The sequence below is a fragment of the Nitrospira tepida genome, assembly GCF_947241125.1.
Classification (GTDB): Bacteria; Nitrospirota; Nitrospiria; order Nitrospirales; family Nitrospiraceae; genus Nitrospira_G; species Nitrospira_G tepida.
The window spans coordinates 1,023,140-1,037,626 of record NZ_OX365700.1 but is presented as its reverse complement, the minus strand read 5'-3'; the positions used below and the strand labels follow the sequence as shown (position 1 = coordinate 1,037,626).

13 protein-coding genes are annotated in these 14,487 nt (G+C 60.2%); 4 read left to right on the top strand and 9 right to left on the bottom strand.

Annotated elements, in window-relative coordinates; translation table 11 throughout:
• Positions 1 to 16 precede the first annotated feature (16 nt).
• From QWI75_RS04920 to asnS, 4 genes are all read right to left on the bottom strand, one after another.
• Entirely contained in the window at positions 17 to 1,735 is a 1,719-nt protein-coding gene (locus tag QWI75_RS04920) for a peptidoglycan D,D-transpeptidase FtsI family protein (protein WP_289267579.1), read from the bottom strand.
• Positions 1,736 to 2,056, bottom strand: coding sequence for a cell division protein FtsL (locus QWI75_RS04915; protein ID WP_289267578.1), 321 nt, complete (start codon positions 2,054 to 2,056; stop codon positions 1,736 to 1,738). It lies immediately after the preceding gene.
• A gap of 280 nt (positions 2,057 to 2,336) precedes the next feature.
• Entirely contained in the window at positions 2,337 to 3,296 is a 960-nt protein-coding gene (gene rsmH / locus QWI75_RS04910) for a 16S rRNA (cytosine(1402)-N(4))-methyltransferase RsmH (RefSeq protein ID WP_289267577.1), read from the bottom strand.
• Between the two features lie 216 nt (positions 3,297 to 3,512).
• On the bottom strand, positions 3,513 to 4,805 hold the full coding sequence (asnS, locus tag QWI75_RS04905; protein ID WP_289267576.1) for an asparagine--tRNA ligase: 1,293 nt from the start codon (positions 4,803 to 4,805) through the stop codon (positions 3,513 to 3,515).
• A gap of 215 nt (positions 4,806 to 5,020) precedes the next feature.
• Between asnS and QWI75_RS04900 the strand changes: the two genes are divergently transcribed.
• Positions 5,021 to 5,968 (top strand): hypothetical protein, encoded by a 948-nt coding sequence (locus QWI75_RS04900; RefSeq protein WP_289267575.1) that lies wholly within the window; start codon positions 5,021 to 5,023, stop codon positions 5,966 to 5,968.
• A 47-nt stretch (positions 5,969 to 6,015) separates the two neighbouring features.
• Here the strand turns inward: QWI75_RS04900 and QWI75_RS04895 are convergent, their stop codons facing one another.
• From QWI75_RS04895 to QWI75_RS04885, 3 genes are all read right to left on the bottom strand, one after another.
• Positions 6,016 to 7,062 carry a WD40/YVTN/BNR-like repeat-containing protein gene (locus QWI75_RS04895; protein WP_289267574.1) on the bottom strand — a complete coding sequence of 349 codons (1,047 nt, stop codon included), beginning with the start codon at positions 7,060 to 7,062 and terminating at the stop codon, positions 6,016 to 6,018.
• Positions 7,062 to 7,559: a YajQ family cyclic di-GMP-binding protein gene (locus QWI75_RS04890; protein ID WP_289267573.1), complete on the bottom strand. Its 498-nt coding sequence runs from the start codon at positions 7,557 to 7,559 to the stop codon at positions 7,062 to 7,064. Before QWI75_RS04890 ends, QWI75_RS04895 begins: the two co-directional genes overlap by 1 nt.
• 234 nt (positions 7,560 to 7,793) lie before the next feature.
• A complete protein-coding gene (locus tag QWI75_RS04885; RefSeq protein WP_289267572.1) occupies positions 7,794 to 9,806 on the bottom strand; it encodes a carbon starvation CstA family protein in 2,013 nt (670 codons plus the stop codon).
• A gap of 59 nt (positions 9,807 to 9,865) precedes the next feature.
• On the opposite strand from QWI75_RS04885, the gene QWI75_RS22665 reads away from it, so the two are divergent.
• Positions 9,866 to 10,093 (top strand): DUF433 domain-containing protein, encoded by a 228-nt coding sequence (locus QWI75_RS22665; protein ID WP_370693617.1) that lies wholly within the window; start codon positions 9,866 to 9,868, stop codon positions 10,091 to 10,093.
• 440 nt (positions 10,094 to 10,533) lie between these two features.
• Here QWI75_RS22665 and QWI75_RS04880 read toward each other — a convergent pair whose 3' ends face one another.
• A complete protein-coding gene (locus QWI75_RS04880; protein ID WP_289267571.1) occupies positions 10,534 to 10,845 on the bottom strand; it encodes a hypothetical protein in 312 nt (103 codons plus the stop codon).
• On the opposite strand from QWI75_RS04880, the gene QWI75_RS04875 reads away from it, so the two are divergent.
• On the top strand, positions 10,762 to 11,712 hold the full coding sequence (locus QWI75_RS04875) for an ATP-binding protein (RefSeq protein WP_306417602.1): 951 nt from the start codon (positions 10,762 to 10,764) through the stop codon (positions 11,710 to 11,712). The two genes, QWI75_RS04880 and QWI75_RS04875, sit on opposite strands and share 84 nt — an antisense overlap.
• 365 nt (positions 11,713 to 12,077) lie before the next feature.
• Here QWI75_RS04875 and QWI75_RS04870 read toward each other — a convergent pair whose 3' ends face one another.
• A complete protein-coding gene (locus tag QWI75_RS04870) occupies positions 12,078 to 12,956 on the bottom strand; it encodes a hypothetical protein (protein WP_289267570.1) in 879 nt (292 codons plus the stop codon).
• Between the two features lie 476 nt (positions 12,957 to 13,432).
• On the opposite strand from QWI75_RS04870, the gene QWI75_RS04865 reads away from it, so the two are divergent.
• Positions 13,433 to 14,443 carry an alpha/beta fold hydrolase gene (locus QWI75_RS04865; protein ID WP_289267569.1) on the top strand — a complete coding sequence of 337 codons (1,011 nt, stop codon included), beginning with the start codon at positions 13,433 to 13,435 and terminating at the stop codon, positions 14,441 to 14,443.
• The last annotated feature ends 44 nt before the right edge of the window (positions 14,444 to 14,487 follow it).

Genomic DNA, 14,487 nt, shown 5'->3' with positions numbered 1-14,487 from the left:
GGGTCGTTTCGATGTCCTACCCCACGGCCATCGCGAGATTGACCGCTGAATTCGGCGTCACGCCCAGGTACGGCAGCACCTGCTCGGCGATCCGGCGGAACGCCGGCGCCGCCACCGCGCCGCCCCAGGCATCCACTTGCGGTTCGTCCACCATGACGGCGATCACGATTTTCGGATCGTCGGCCGGGAGGTAGCCGACGAAGGACCCCACGACAAGCGTGGAAGAATAGGCTCCGGTCCGTGGGTCGATCTTCTGCGCGGTTCCGGTCTTGCCCGCGACGCGGATGCCCGAGAGCGCCGCCTTCGTCCCTGTACCGCTGGACACCACCTTCTCCAGCATCTCGCTCAAGGTCCTCGCCGTCTCCTGGGAGACGACCTGCCGACGTTGTTGGGGGCCCATCTCCGCCAACACCCGCCCCTTGGCGTCCCGCACCTCGGCGACGACATAGGGCTTCATCAGGACCCCGCCGTTCGCGATCGCCGAAACCGCGCTCGCCATTTGCAGCCCCGTCACCCCGATCTCCTGCCCCATGGCCATGGAGGCCAGGGTCCGCCTGCCCCACTCGCGGGGCGACTTCAGAAGGCCGGCGACTTCTCCCGGAAGATCCACGTCGGTGCGCTCGCCGAAGCCGAACCGCCTCAAATAGTCGTAGGTGCGGCGCTCGCCGAGCCGCATGGCTACTTTCGCCGCCCCGATATTGCTCGATTTCTGAATCACCTCTGAAAAGCTCATCCAGCCCATTTTCTCGTGGTCATGAATCACGGTGTTCGCCACCGTCATGTGACCGTTCTCGCCGTATAGCATGGTGGTCGGCGTGATCAACTGTTCCTCCAACGCCGCCGCCGCGATGAACATCTTCATGGTGCTGCCCGGCTCGAAGACGTCGGCGATCGCCCGGTTGCGCCATCGGTCCGGCGTCAGCGATTTCACGATATTGGGATCGAACCGCGGATTCACCGCCATGCCCAGGACGGCGCCGGTATGGGGATCCATAACGATGGCCATGCCGCCTTTGGCTCGCGTGCTGGTCACCGCTTCTTCGAGTTCCTTCTCCGCGATGTACTGCACGACCTCGTCGATCGTCAGGACCACGTGACGGCCGCCATCGGGACCCTGCTCCCGCAACCCCCGCGGGAACACCGTCCGCCCGAGCGCATCCCGCTCCAGCATCATGACCTGCTTGTCCCCGTGCAGATACCGGTCATAGCGACGCTCGATGCCCTCCAACCCTTCCCCGTCCATGCCGGCGAACCCGAGCACATGGGACAGCAACGGACCCTTGGGATAGAACCGCCGTCCCTCCATGACGACTCCGATTCCCTCAAGCGATAGGGCCTTCAATCGACGCCCCTGTTCCGGGTCCAATTTTCGGGCCAGCCAGACAAACGACCGGTCCTGACGCAGCTTCCTTTCCAACTCGGTCTGCCGCACATTCAATACCGGAGCGAGCCGCCTTGCCGCTCCCCGAAGATCTTCCAGCGCGGCGGGCACCCCGAATGCCGACGGCACTTCCACATTGATCGCCAGGACCTTTCCGTTCCGATCGTAAATCGTGCCCCGTGGCCCTTCCAGCGAAACCGATTTCCAATGTTGACGGTCCGCGCGCTGAGTCAGCTCCGCGGCCTGCAACACTTGGAGGTTGAGCAAGCGGATCAACACGACGGCAAAGCCAGCCAACAGCCCTACCAGGGTAGCCGTTCGACGGGCGGCGTAGGGAGGTCGCACTGGCTTCACCTAGCGCACCTCGCGCTTCGCGACGCGGACCTCTTGCACGGAAGGACCCTCAGGCTGCGGCTTGGGCTCCGCGCGATGCACGACGACGACCTGTCCGGGCTGGGCCGGCATCATCCCCAATTTCTCCTTCGCCAGTCGCGCGACGCGGTCCGGGGCGCTGAGCGAAGCCAGCTTCACGCTCAATTCGTCCCGTTCCCGCTCGAGCAGCACCTTCTGAGCCTTCAACTGCTCGACGCGGTAGCCGACCCGCACCACATCGACCCGTTCCCAGACATACCCAAGCAAGAAAAGGAGTACGCCGAGAATCAACAGGGGCCTCATATCATCCTCCATACCAAGCTTGCTAGACCCGGCGGCTCATCGGGCGACGCCCCTCTTCCTTGACGCCGCCGGAGAAACTCCTCCAGTGGTTTCATACCAAGCTTCGCTAGAACCGGCCGCCCCACTTGATTGCTCTTGGCGGCCCGAGAAAACACCTCCAAGGCTCTCCCCATCTTTTCCATACCAAGCTTGCTAGACCCGGCGGCTCATCGGGCGACGCCCTTCTTCCTTGACAGCCGCCGGAGAGATACCACCGGGAACCCTTTTTCTCTTTCTTTCCCTATGCGGCTCGCTCAAGGACGCGCAGCTTGGCGCTCCGCGCCCGCGGATTGCGTTCCAATTCCTGCGCCGTCGCGACTTGCGGCTTCTTGGTCAAAATTTTCACGTCCGGACTCGGGCCTGCCTCCCGCGCGCGAAAGGCCTGCTTGACGATTCGATCTTCCAGCGAATGAAACGAGATCACGCATAACCGCCCTCCGACGGTCAGGACATCGATCAATTGTGGAAGCGCCGCTTCGAGGACCTCAAGCTCGCGGTTCACTGCGATTCTGATCGCCTGAAACGTTCGCGTCGCAAAATGGATTCTCCCGTGCCGGGCGCGGACCGGAATCGCGCGCCGGATCACCTCGACAAGATCGAAGGTGGTGCGAAGTGGGGCTTCCTTTCTGGCGGCCACGAGAGCCCGCGCAATCCGCCTGGCATACCGTTCCTCGCCATAATGAAACATCACCCAGGCCAGATCGGACTCGCTCCAGCGGTTCACGATATCGGCCGCCGTCAGGGAACCGGTTTGATCCATCCTCATGTCGAGCGGCCCGTTCTCGGAGAAGCTGAAGCCCCGCTCCGGCCGAGACAGTTGCGGGGTCGAGACGCCCAAGTCCAGCACCGCTCCATCCACGTTCAAAATCCCTACTTGGGCAAGATGCTGCTTCACGTCGCGAAAATTTCCTTGGATCAATTGCACCCGGTTTCCGAAGGGACGGAGGCGATTCCGACTGGCCTCAAGGGCCAATGCATCTTGATCGATCCCAATCACCATAGAATCGCCAGGAGTCCGAGACAACAGCCGCTCTGCCAACCCGCCGTATCCCACCGTGCAATCGAGATAACGCCCGCCGCTCCTGGGTTGCAGCCATGTAATCACTTCATCCGCAAGGACCGGAGCATGCGATTCCTCTGCATTTACCAACTCACCATTTCCCACCACTTTCTCCCACTCGGTGGCGAAGTATACACCCATGGAATGGACAGTCAACAGATTTTTCAATGTTTCATCAAATTCTTACGATTGCCGCCCAGGCTGAGGATTCATAGGGCTAAAAGGCCCGAAATCGGACCATTACAGAGGATACTTTCGGCGACCGGAATGGAGGAAGTAGCAGGCCGGAGGGGGTCAATTTTAACGGGCTCGGAGTAGACCGAGCTGGTCCGGCTGGCAAGCTTCTCAACAGCCTGTCTAAGGATAGAGTTTGTAGAGCATGCGGGGGAACGGAATCGTCTCACGCACGTGCTCGAGCCCGCAGATCCAGGCCACGGCCCGTTCGATTCCCATCCCGAAGCCGGCGTGCGGCACGGAGCCGAAGCGGCGAAGGTCGAGGTACCAACGGAAAGCCTCTTCCGGCAGATGATGTTCCTTAATCCGATTCAGCAGCTTGTCATATTCATGGATGCGTTGTCCGCCGCCGATGATCTCGCCGTACCCTTCCGGCGCCAACACATCCATGCAGAGGGCCAGGTCCGAATGAGCCGGATCGCTTTGCATGTAAAAGGCCTTAAGTGCGGAGGGGTAGCGGTGCACGATCAGCGGCCGATCGGCCTCATTCGACAAGAGCGTTTCTTCGTCGCCCCCAAAGTCATCCCCCGGTTGAATGGGATTGCCTTTCTTCCGCAGCACCGCCACCGCCTCATGATAGGTCATGCGCGGGAAGGGCGGGCGAATCCGCTCCAGTTTGGCGATATCGCGCTCCAGCGCCTGAAGATCCGCACGCCGGTTTTCCAGCACCCGTTCGACGATGGCGCAGATGAACTCTTCGGCCAGATCCATGACGTCCGCCAGCTCTGCCCAGGCGACCTCCGGCTCCACCATCCAGAATTCCATCAAATGGCGGCGCGTCTTTGATTTCTCGGCGCGAAAGGTCGGACCAAAACAGTAGACCTTGCCGAAGGCCGCGGCCGTGGCCTCGCTGTAGAGTTGTCCGCTCTGAGTCAGATAGGCCGTCTCGTCGAAGTACTGGGTCTGGAACAGGGTGGTCGTGCCTTCGCAGGCGTTCGGGGTGAAGATCGGCGCATCCAGCAAGACGAATCCACGGTCGTCGAAAAAATTCCGGCAGGCACGAATGATTTCATGACGGATGCGCAGGATCGCATGTTGCCGATGGGAGCGCAGCCACAGGTGGCGATGCTCCATCAAGAATCCGGTCCCGTGTTCCTTGGGTTGAATCGGGAACGGCTCGGCCAGTTGCACCAATTCAATGGCGATCACTTCCAGCTCATATCCTCCCGGCGCCCGCTTTTCCGCGCGCACCTTACCCCGAACCTTCAGCGAGGACTCTTGCGTCAGCCGGGCCGACAGCGCGAACTGCTCATCCCCTACCGCCGCCTTGCTGACCACGGCTTGGAGATCGCCCGTTCCGTCCCGCAAGGTAAGAAAGTGGAGCTTGCCGCTGTCGCGGCGGCTCCGGAGCCAGCCTTGAACCGTCACCTCTTCTCCGGCATACCGGCCGATCTGTTCGATGTAGGCTGTCGTCATTCGCAGGCACTCCTCTGGTGATTGAGTTCGGTCCATCCTCGTTCCGTGGATTCTGCCACAGCCGACGTGGCGAACCGGACGGGATCCGTCGCCCGCCCTGATCGGCCTCTGCGGGAAATCTGATCAACCTTGACGGATCAGGGCTTCGACCGGACAATCATTCCATGATCGGTCAACGGCCAATTCGGTCCTTATGCTCAGCCGTCCAGGCGCCGATGATGGCTCGGCTGTTCGTCGGACCGACCATCCTCGTGATCATCGCGGCGCAGCCGGCGCACCCGGCGGGACAGAGCCAGCGTTCGACCGACAACCGGCCCACCGTGATCTACTGGTGCCCCGATAGACCGGAGGGCCAGCAAATCATCGCCAAACCCGAGACCGGATGCAATCCATTGGTTTCGCCGGATCGGAAGGCCGCCGGAACCTCAACACCGCCGGCCGCTCGCCCCGCGATCAAGATCGAGGACCTCGAAACAGTATCGTCCCGCTTCTTGAGCGACTACCGCGCCTTTCTCGCCTGCTGTGCCGGAGACGTGGGCCAACTGGGGCAGGTGATCGACTTGGAAGAGCGAGCGTCCCATCTGTTGAGCGAAATTCAGCGATCCGGGGCGCTCAATTTGACCACCTACACCACGCCTCAATTGATTAATGGGATGATCGTCCAAGTGGCGGCCGCGCGACGGAATCTACAGACGATCAAACAACGACTGGGCAAGATGGGAGATGCGCAGACCCAACTCGATCAACTCGACTACGAAGAAGCCGGAACCAGAGCCCGCGTCCTCGATCAGGAACGGGAAACCCTTCAACAAGAGTTCCGCCCCTCCGGCATACCGCCACGGGCCCGCACCGGCAACGAGATTTCCGACAGTTCCCTTCCCGCCCGCATCGGCCCCACGATCGAATCCTCCACCCTGCCGAACGCCTCCGGCTCCGAGATCGGCGGCGTCGTCTCTCCCTATAGCGATTCATCCGGCGTCCTTCGTCCCAAGGCCGGGCTCAACACGCAAGACAGCACACTCCCCATCAGACCTGGCCAGGACCTCCAAGACACCAGCCTCGACCCTCGCTACGGCAGTCAAATCGGCGGCGGCAACAGACCAGCTTCCTCATTGCCGTCCCGGGTGGGTGGAGAGATCGGCGACTCCGATCTTAATCGTTAACGGCACACCGCCCACCCTCTCATCATTCCCTCGCCACATTGCCGAAATCAGGTTTTGGATTTGACCGGCGGCATCGCATGCCAGCTTTCGCCCGCATCCTCGCTCCGATACATGCCGCTGCCATTCGTGCCGAGGTAAAACACCTTCGGATCGATCGGGCTCTGCACGAGCGAGCGCACATTCAACGTCGCCAGCCCCTGGTTCAACGTCTGCCAGGTGTCACCCCCATCCTCGCTGCGCAACACCCCAAATCGCCCGCCGATATAGAGGACGCCCTTCCTGGTCCGATCCAGCACCATCACGGGAATGATGGGATCGGCCAGCTTCTCGCCGATCCGTTTCCACGCCGCTCCCTTGTCCACCGATTTGTAGAGGCCGTTGAGCGTCGCGGCATAGACCGTGTCCGGCTCAAAACGATCCACCTCAATCATCGTCACTCCAAGCGCGCGGCTGGACTTCACCAGCTCCGGCGGCACAAGCCCCTCGTTGGCCTTTTCCCAAATCTCGGCCCCGGAAAAGCTGCGGTACACGCCGCCGCTCGTGCCCGCATACATGATGTTCGGCCTGGTGGGGTCCAAGCAGAGCGTGACGACCATCAGCACTTCCTTCATCCCCTCCATCCGTTTTCGCCAGGTCTCGCCGCCGTCCTTGGATTCGGAGACCCCCATCGTCGTCGCGACATAGAGGTGGTTGGCGTCCTGAGGGTCGAACACGAATTGGTTCACCACGGAGCTGATCGTCACGTCGTCCAGCCCGGCGCGTTTCGACACCCAGGTCTGCCCGCCGTTATGGCTCTTGAAGATCGCATCGCCCTTGGTGCCGGCATAGACCGTGGCCGAATAGGCGGGATCGATGGCCATCGCAATCACGCGCGAGTGCGTCATCCCTCGGGAGATGTTCTCCCAGGTCTGTCCGCCGTCGCGCGTCTTGTAGATGTAGTCGTTGGTGGCGACGTAGAGGATGTTCGGATTCTGGGGGTGGGCGGCGATGACGACAATGGCGTCGCTGCTTCCGCATCCCGCCAGCAGAAGCAGGAAGGTCAGCACAAGGCAGGAGGCGGCTGCCCAGGGCAGGCCGCGGGATAGGTCGCGCATCAGCGGTAGTTGGTAAACTGCAAATCGATGCCGAAATCTTTCTGCTTCAAGAACGCAATCGCCGCCTGCAGCTCGTCTTTGCTCTTGCTCACGATGCGGAGCTGTTCGCCTTGGATCTGAGCCTGCACCTTGAGCTTGGAGTCCTTCACGGATTTGGTGATCTCCTTGGCCTTGTCCGCGGCGATGCCGCTCTGAATCTTGACGACCTGGCGGACCGTCCCCCCCAATGCCTGCTCGATCGCGCCGTAGGTCAGAGCCTTGAGCGACACGCCCCGCTTCACGCACTTGGCCTTGATGATCTCGTTCACCGCGTTCAGCTTGTAGTCGTCGTCGGAGATCACCACCAATTCTTTTTCCTTTTCCTTGAGCGTGATCTCCGTTTTGGAGTCCTTGAAGTCGAACCGCTGTTTGATCTCCTTGGTCGCCTGATCGACGACGTTTTTCATCTCCTGCATGTTCACTTCCGATACGACATCGAATGAAAATTGATCCGCCATCGCCGCCCTCCATACCAAGCTTTGCTAGAACCGGCGCCTCTGTTTCGTCTTATCGAATATGACGGCGCCGGAGAGACTCCTCCCGTGCTTTTCTCTCGCCTTTCTCCTCCTGTAGTTCATCATTCGTCAATCGTCATTCGTCAAGCGTGACAAACCCGTATGCAATCGACCCATACCTTGTTCCGCGTGATTGACGTGTGTCGATTGACGCTTGACGATGCTGCTTCGCCCGCTCTAACAACAGCCCCCGCCACTCGGCAGTCGAAACCCGTTTCTCTCGTCCTGGTCGTGAATCGCCGTTTGCACGCGACCGGCCGATCCCGCACCGGCCGCGGCCGCCACCTCGCTGCTCGTGAAGGGCCGCTTCAAAATCACATAGCCGTACCACTGTCTCAAACTGTCGCCCAGGACAATCACGCCCAGGATCGCCACCGCCGCCACCAACACGGCATCCAGGTAGAGGGCAAAGGCCTGACTCCCGGCCCCCAGCGTCCCCGCCTTCGATAGGAACAGCCCAAACATCTCATAAGAGCCGGTTAATGTGATGGCCCCCACGAACAGCATCGGCGTCGCCGTCACCCAGAGGTAGCGCGACTTCCACATTTTGATCAAGACCGTGGTCCCAATGCAAAGGGCCAAGGTGCCGAGCAATTGATTGGCTGCGCCGAACATCGGCCAGATGGTGGAAATACTCCCGGTCCCGATCAGATAGCCCCAGCCCCCCACCACCAGACCGCTGCTCAGCCACACGCCGGGCCACCAGTTGATCCGCCGGAAGGGCTGGTAGAGCCGTCCGGCCATTTCCTGAATCAGGTAACGGGCCACGCGGGTGCCAGTATCGATCGTCGTCAGGATGAACAGGGCCTCGAATACCAACGCGAACTGATACCAATAGGCCATCAAGCCCGCCATGCCGGGGAGCGCCGCAAAGATCGAGGCCATCCCGACCGCCAGCGAAACGGCCCCGCCAGGCCGTCCGGTCACATCCACCTCCACCAACTGCGAGAGTTCCTGGACCCGCGACACGGGAAACCCCATCGCGGCCAATGATTCGGCCGGCAACATCGTGTTGATCGCAAGATAGTCGCCCGGAATCAGGACAGATGCGGCGATCAGCGCCATGACGCCGACGAAGCTTTCCAGCAACATCGCGCCGTAGCCGACCGTCGCCTGGGATTCCTGCTCGATCATCTTCGGCGTGGTGCCGGAGGAGACCAGCGCATGGAAACCGGAGACGGCCCCGCAGGCAATCGTAATAAAGAGGAATGGAAAGAGGGTTCCGGGGATGATCGGCCCGCCGCCGGAGGCAAAGGCCGTCACACGCGGCATCTCGATGGTCGGCGCCATCAGGATCACGCCAATGCCCAGGAGCAACACCACGCCCAGTTTCATAAATGTCGAGAGGTAGCCGCGCGGCACCAGCAACATCCAGCCCGGCAAGACCGAGGCCAAGAACCCATAGCCGGCCAGCAACCAGACGAGGCTCGGCCGCTCGAACTCAAACAGCCAGGCATAGGACGATTGCGCGACGACTCGGCCACACAGCACCGCCGTGATCAACAGCACTACGCCGAGCAGCGAGACTTCGGCGATCCGGCCGGGACGGAACCGCTGGAGATAAAACCCCATCAGGAAGCCGATGGGAATCGTCATCGCGATCGTGAAGGTGCCCCAGGCATTCCGATAGAGCGCATTGACGACCGCGAATCCCAGGCCGGCGAGCGCCACCACCACGATAAAGAGGACCGCGACCGCCGTGGCGGTCCCCGTGACCAGACCCAGTTCGTCGCGGGCGATTTCCGGAAGCGACCGGCCGTTGCGTCGCATCGATGCGACCAGGATGATGAAATCTTGCACAGCCCCCGCCAGCACCGCCCCGATGACCAACCAGAGAAAGCCCGGCAAGAAGCCGAACTGCGCCGCCAGGACCGGCCCGAGCAGCGGGCCGGCTCCGGCAATGGCCGCGAAGTGATGGCCAAACAGGACGGCCTTATTCGTGGGATGGTAATTGACCCCGTCGTTCAGGCGGATGGCAGGGGTGATCCGCCGATCGTCCAGCTCGACCACTCGCCGGGCGATCCACCGGCCGTAGAAGCGGAAGGCCAGCACATAGATGCAGGCCGCCGCGACAACGAGCCAGAGCCCGTTCACTTTTTCATGGGGATTGAGGAGGCCAGCCACATGGGCCAACGCAACAGCCCCAAGGATGCCGACCAGGCCCCAGATCAGGACCAGAAGGTGTTTCACGCGACGCATCCTAACAACCCGCCGGTTGCTTGTAAATCAAGCGTGGCCTCGCTATCCTGATCACCCATGACAACGGCAAACCACCGCTCATCACTTCCTCGCCTGACATCCTCTGTGGAACACCTGTTTTCGCAGGGACCCGCGTGCCAGTCCAAACGCTGATTGAATACTTGGAAGGAGGCGAAACAATCGACGACTTCCTGCAAGGGTTCCCGACAGTGACTCGTGACCAAGTGATTGCCTTCCTCGAAGAAGCCAAGGCATGCATGCTCGCCAAAGCCTCGTGAGAATCCTCTTCGACAAGTGCATCGACAGACGGCTCGCAAAAGACATAGAAGGCCATGAGGTGGTCACCGTTCCTGAGGCGGATGGGCGGGAATCAAGAATGGCGAGCTATTGGCACGAGCCCAAACGCAATTCGACGCCTTCGTAACGGTGGACCGCCATCTGGCCTTTCAGCAAAACATCCCGCGGTTCACCATCGCCGTCATCGTGCTGCAAGCTCCAACCAACCGATTAAAAGACCTTCGCCCACTTCTGCCGAGACTTCAGCAGGTACTTTTCACAACTCCGAAGGGTGAAGTCGCCTGGGTGAGTCTGTAACGGACAAGCTCACAGCACCGACTTGACACCTACATGAGCAGGTGGGCATCCCTCGCGTTCGCAGAGGCCATCACCGACTTTGGGCGCATACCGTTCGATGTCGCTAGAGTCGTCATTTGGCATGTCATTTGACGACAGAGGCGACGCATGCTAGCCTCCCCGCATGAATCCCCCGCCGGTTATCCCTCGCCTGTTGAGCCTGGAGCGCCTCCTGGAGAAGAAGTCTCACTTCCTCTTGGGTCCGCGCCAAACAGGAAAGAGCTTCCTGATCGCCCAGAGCTTCAAGGGGTCCCGGATCTACGACCTCCTGGATACGTCTGTCTACCTTGGGCTCAGTCAACGTCCGTAGCGCCTGGCCGAAGAGCTCACCCCGAAGGATCGCATCGTCGTCATCGACGAAATTCAACGGCTGCCGGCACTGCTCAACGAAGTCCATCGCCTCATTGAGCAACGGGGAATCCGATTTCTCCTTACCGGGTCGAGCGCCAGGAAGCTTCGCCAGGGCGGGGTGAACCTGCTGGGCGGGCGGGCCAGAACCAAATATTTACATCCCCTCACCTATCGAGAGTTGGGCGATCACTTCGACCTGGAGCAGTTTATTGCCCGCGGCGGGTTGCCCTCGATCTACTTTTCGGATGACCCTCCGGCGGATCTCGAAGCCTATGCCGGCTCCTACCTCCAGCAGGAGATCGTGGCGGAAGGGGCGACAAGAAACATTGCCGCCTTCAGCCGCCTCCTGAAGGTCGCGGCCTTTTGCAACGCCACGATCGTCAATTTCACGAATGTGGCCACGGATGCCCAAGTCCCTCGCACGACCGTGTACGAATACTTCGAAATCCTGAAAGACACCCTCGTCCTGTATGAACTCCCCGGGTGGCGCGAGACGAAAAAGCGCAAGCCCCTCGCCTCCTCGAAGTACTATTTCTTCGACATCGGCGTCGCGGCGGCCGTTCAAGGCCGCCGCTACCGACGCGGCACCCCGGAATTCGGCGAGGCGGTGGAAACGTATGTCATGCACGAACTGAAGAGTTACGCCGACTATGTCTCAGGGGAACCGTTGGCTTTCTGGAAGGCCAAATCGGGATTCGAGGTGGATTTCATCCTCGGCGACCACACGGCCATCGAGGTCAAGAGACGGGAGAATGTGTCGAGCAATGACCTGAAATCGCTTGTAGCCCTGGCGGAAGAACGGAAGCTGAAGCGCTACCTCTGCGTCAGTCTCGAAGCACGGAGGCGACAGGTCGGCGCGGTGACGATCCTGCCGGTGAAGGAATTTCTAAACAACTTATGGGACGGGGAATAGGGCTAAGCGTCCTTTGCTGCATCGGCAGCAAATCCGCCGAGGAAGGATGAGCAACCTGGGTATCCCTTGTGCTCGCAGAGGCCGTAGGATCAGAAGGGGTAGAAGGACACTTGTGCCAATCCCTTGCTCCCGGAGGCCGCACTTGAGAAAGCGCCGCCTCCACCGCCGCAGTTGGACCAACACAAGTGCCCTCCCAGGAGAAGAACAACCAGCGAGCTTGGAAGGAGCATCCTATTCCATTCGACGTCGCAGGTGGACCAACTCGGGTGTCAATTCAGGACGGAAACCAACGCCATCGAGGTTCCGCTTGGCGTTGCCGCTGCTCTACCAAAACCGACATCGGTTAGCCTGGGTTTTCTCTCGCCCTACTCCAAATGCCAATCTCTGAACTTGAGACTTTCATGGTCAAGGTCGACCCAATATTCCCGACAGAACCGGAAGATCCCCCGAGGGATTGGATTTTCGGCTAAAGGATTATGGAAGTAATACATCTCCGATCCTATTCGCTCAGGGACATTGCAGATATCCTTCGGTGAGTACAGAATGGCGCTCACCGGACGATACTCATCCTTCATGAAGAGGTCTGTCGATACTGATTGCTGGCTTTGCTTTCTGACTACTGCTCTCCGCTGATAACGGCTCCTCGAAGGCTGCACCCCAGTGGGATCAAACGAAACTTGCAGGTCCCCAAGAGCGATTGTTGCCTTAATGACATATGGAACTTGTGGCTCGCCACGATAATCCTTCGCCTCGCATCCATTGATTGCGATGATGAATCTGTCCTTGCTTTGGACAATCCCTTTAGACCGATACTCACCATACTTCCTCAACTTGTCTTGCAAGGCATTGGTGAAACGAAGGATGATCGCTTCTTCTGGAACATCCTGCGCAATCGGTGTCTCTCCAACTTCAAGCATCGGAACAGCATCTGGCCCAGTTCCCCTACTCGGTGCAACAGCTTCGACCCAGGTCCTCTGCCCTCCCGACATGAAGAATAGGTCTGGTCCTACCGGACCATCTTTCTGAGGAGAATGGCAACAAAAGTTCAACACATGCCACAAATACAACTCCCACGTACGCTGATGGAAATGTTTCTTGGCATCTTCCAGGAAGTGAGGATCAGCCGGGGGCCGATACTTGGCCCACAGTTGATCAATGAGTATCCTCACGTGAGCAAGATCACTAGCGTCTCGAACTGTTTCATAGGAGGCTGAGGCGGGACCTATTTGAAAAAATGAATCCATGCGGCACGCACCACATTTTTAGCAAACCGAGACTTTTCAGGGTCTTATTGAGATGACATGATTGCGTTCACTGCTCAGATCTCCAGACCTTCACAACTTGCCAGTGACTATACAACAAAATTGATTTTTGCCAATTTCCTCGTTCCCTTTCTCTAACAGCGACGCCCGTGATTGGTCCAACTGCGGCCGTCCCGACCCGTTGCACGTCGGACAACGCAACGGGTGCCCCGGCACCGCCCTTATGAATCTTCGAGTTATTTCTTTTCTCTGGCAAGGCAACTGGTAGGGGCTCTACTGCGCGCATGGAGCGAGCACATTCTGATCGTGCGGGCTCTGCGAGCACAGAGGCCCTGCCAGTTGCCTTGCCATCCTCCTTAGGTCTGCGCGTTCCGGGAGCACAGGACCAATACGGCCGCTGGTCCCCTCTTCATAATCCCCGTTTGATTCCCTTCTCACGCAAGTAGAAAATAGCCCCCATGCGCTGGCTGATTCGGCTCGCCGGTCTGGTCTTGCTGCTCGTCATGATCGGCGCAGGATATCAATCTGTCGGGACGGCGATCGACCAGGCGCGATATCCCCCTCCGGGCGATCTGATCAACGTCGGCGGACATCAGCTCCACCTCTACTGCCTCGGCGAGGGCAGTCCCACTGTCATCTTGGAGGCGGCGGGTCTCGGCTGGTCGCTCTATTGGAATCGCGTTCAACCGGATCTGGCGAAGGTCACGCGTGTCTGTTCCTATGATCGGGCCGGACTGGGCTGGAGCGAGTCCGGCCCCTCCCCGCGAACCGGGCAACGGATAGCCCGCGAACTCCATACGCTGCTCGCCCGCGCCGGCATCGCCGGTCCTTATGTCCTCGTCGGCCACTCGCTCGGCGGCTTCATCATCCGGCTCTATCGGCAGACTCATCCGGCGGATGTCGCAGGCATGGTGTTGGTCGATGCGGGCCACGAACGCCAATTCGAACAGGAGGAATTCCGCAAATTCGTCGCTCCCGGCAAGATCGCCTTCCCGATCGTCGGCGCGGTGACATCGCTGGGCGTCACCCGCCTCTTGATGGCATTCGACCTGTTGCCGCCGCTCTTCGCGCAGCAGGAAGATAAGATGGCGTCCGACATTCGGCCCATGCTGCGCGCCGGATGGGCGCAGACGCGCTACTTCGCGACGATGGCCGACGAGGCCGCGGCCTTGGAAGAGACCTGCCTCCAAGTCCGTCGTGCCGACCCGCTCGGCGATCTGCCGCTGACTATTCTGACCGCCACCGGACCGACCTGGTGGCCCGACATGCCGTCTGACCTCGACCAGGTCAAGTTCCGCCGCATGTGGCTCCAATGGCAGACCGATCTGACCAAGCTCTCGACCAACAGCCGGCACGTCTTCGCCGACCAGAGCAGCCACTTCATCAACTTCGACCAACCGGAGCTCGTCGTTGGCGCCGTCCGTGAGATGGTCGAGCGCCTTCCTCAAAAGCCTGCAGGGAATACGTGATCGCGGAAAAGGGCGCCGGAAACGGCAAGGGGGCGGGCCGCCTT

Coding starts and splice junctions, on each gene's coding strand:
- QWI75_RS04870 (WP_289267570.1), bottom strand. CDS start 12,956: ATGGATTCATTTTTTCAAATAGGTCCCGCCTCAGCCTCCTATGAAACA.
- QWI75_RS04900 (WP_289267575.1), top strand. CDS start 5,021: ATGATGGCTCGGCTGTTCGTCGGACCGACCATCCTCGTGATCATCGCG.
- QWI75_RS04895 (WP_289267574.1), bottom strand. CDS start 7,062: ATGCGCGACCTATCCCGCGGCCTGCCCTGGGCAGCCGCCTCCTGCCTT.
- QWI75_RS04890 (WP_289267573.1), bottom strand. CDS start 7,559: ATGGCGGATCAATTTTCATTCGATGTCGTATCGGAAGTGAACATGCAG.
- QWI75_RS04865 (WP_289267569.1), top strand. CDS start 13,433: ATGCGCTGGCTGATTCGGCTCGCCGGTCTGGTCTTGCTGCTCGTCATG.
- asnS (WP_289267576.1), bottom strand. CDS start 4,805: ATGACGACAGCCTACATCGAACAGATCGGCCGGTATGCCGGAGAAGAG.
- rsmH (WP_289267577.1), bottom strand. CDS start 3,296: ATGGGTGTATACTTCGCCACCGAGTGGGAGAAAGTGGTGGGAAATGGT.
- QWI75_RS04880 (WP_289267571.1), bottom strand. CDS start 10,845: ATGGACTTCGTTGAGCAGTGCCGGCAGCCGTTGAATTTCGTCGATGAC.
- QWI75_RS04915 (WP_289267578.1), bottom strand. CDS start 2,056: ATGAGGCCCCTGTTGATTCTCGGCGTACTCCTTTTCTTGCTTGGGTAT.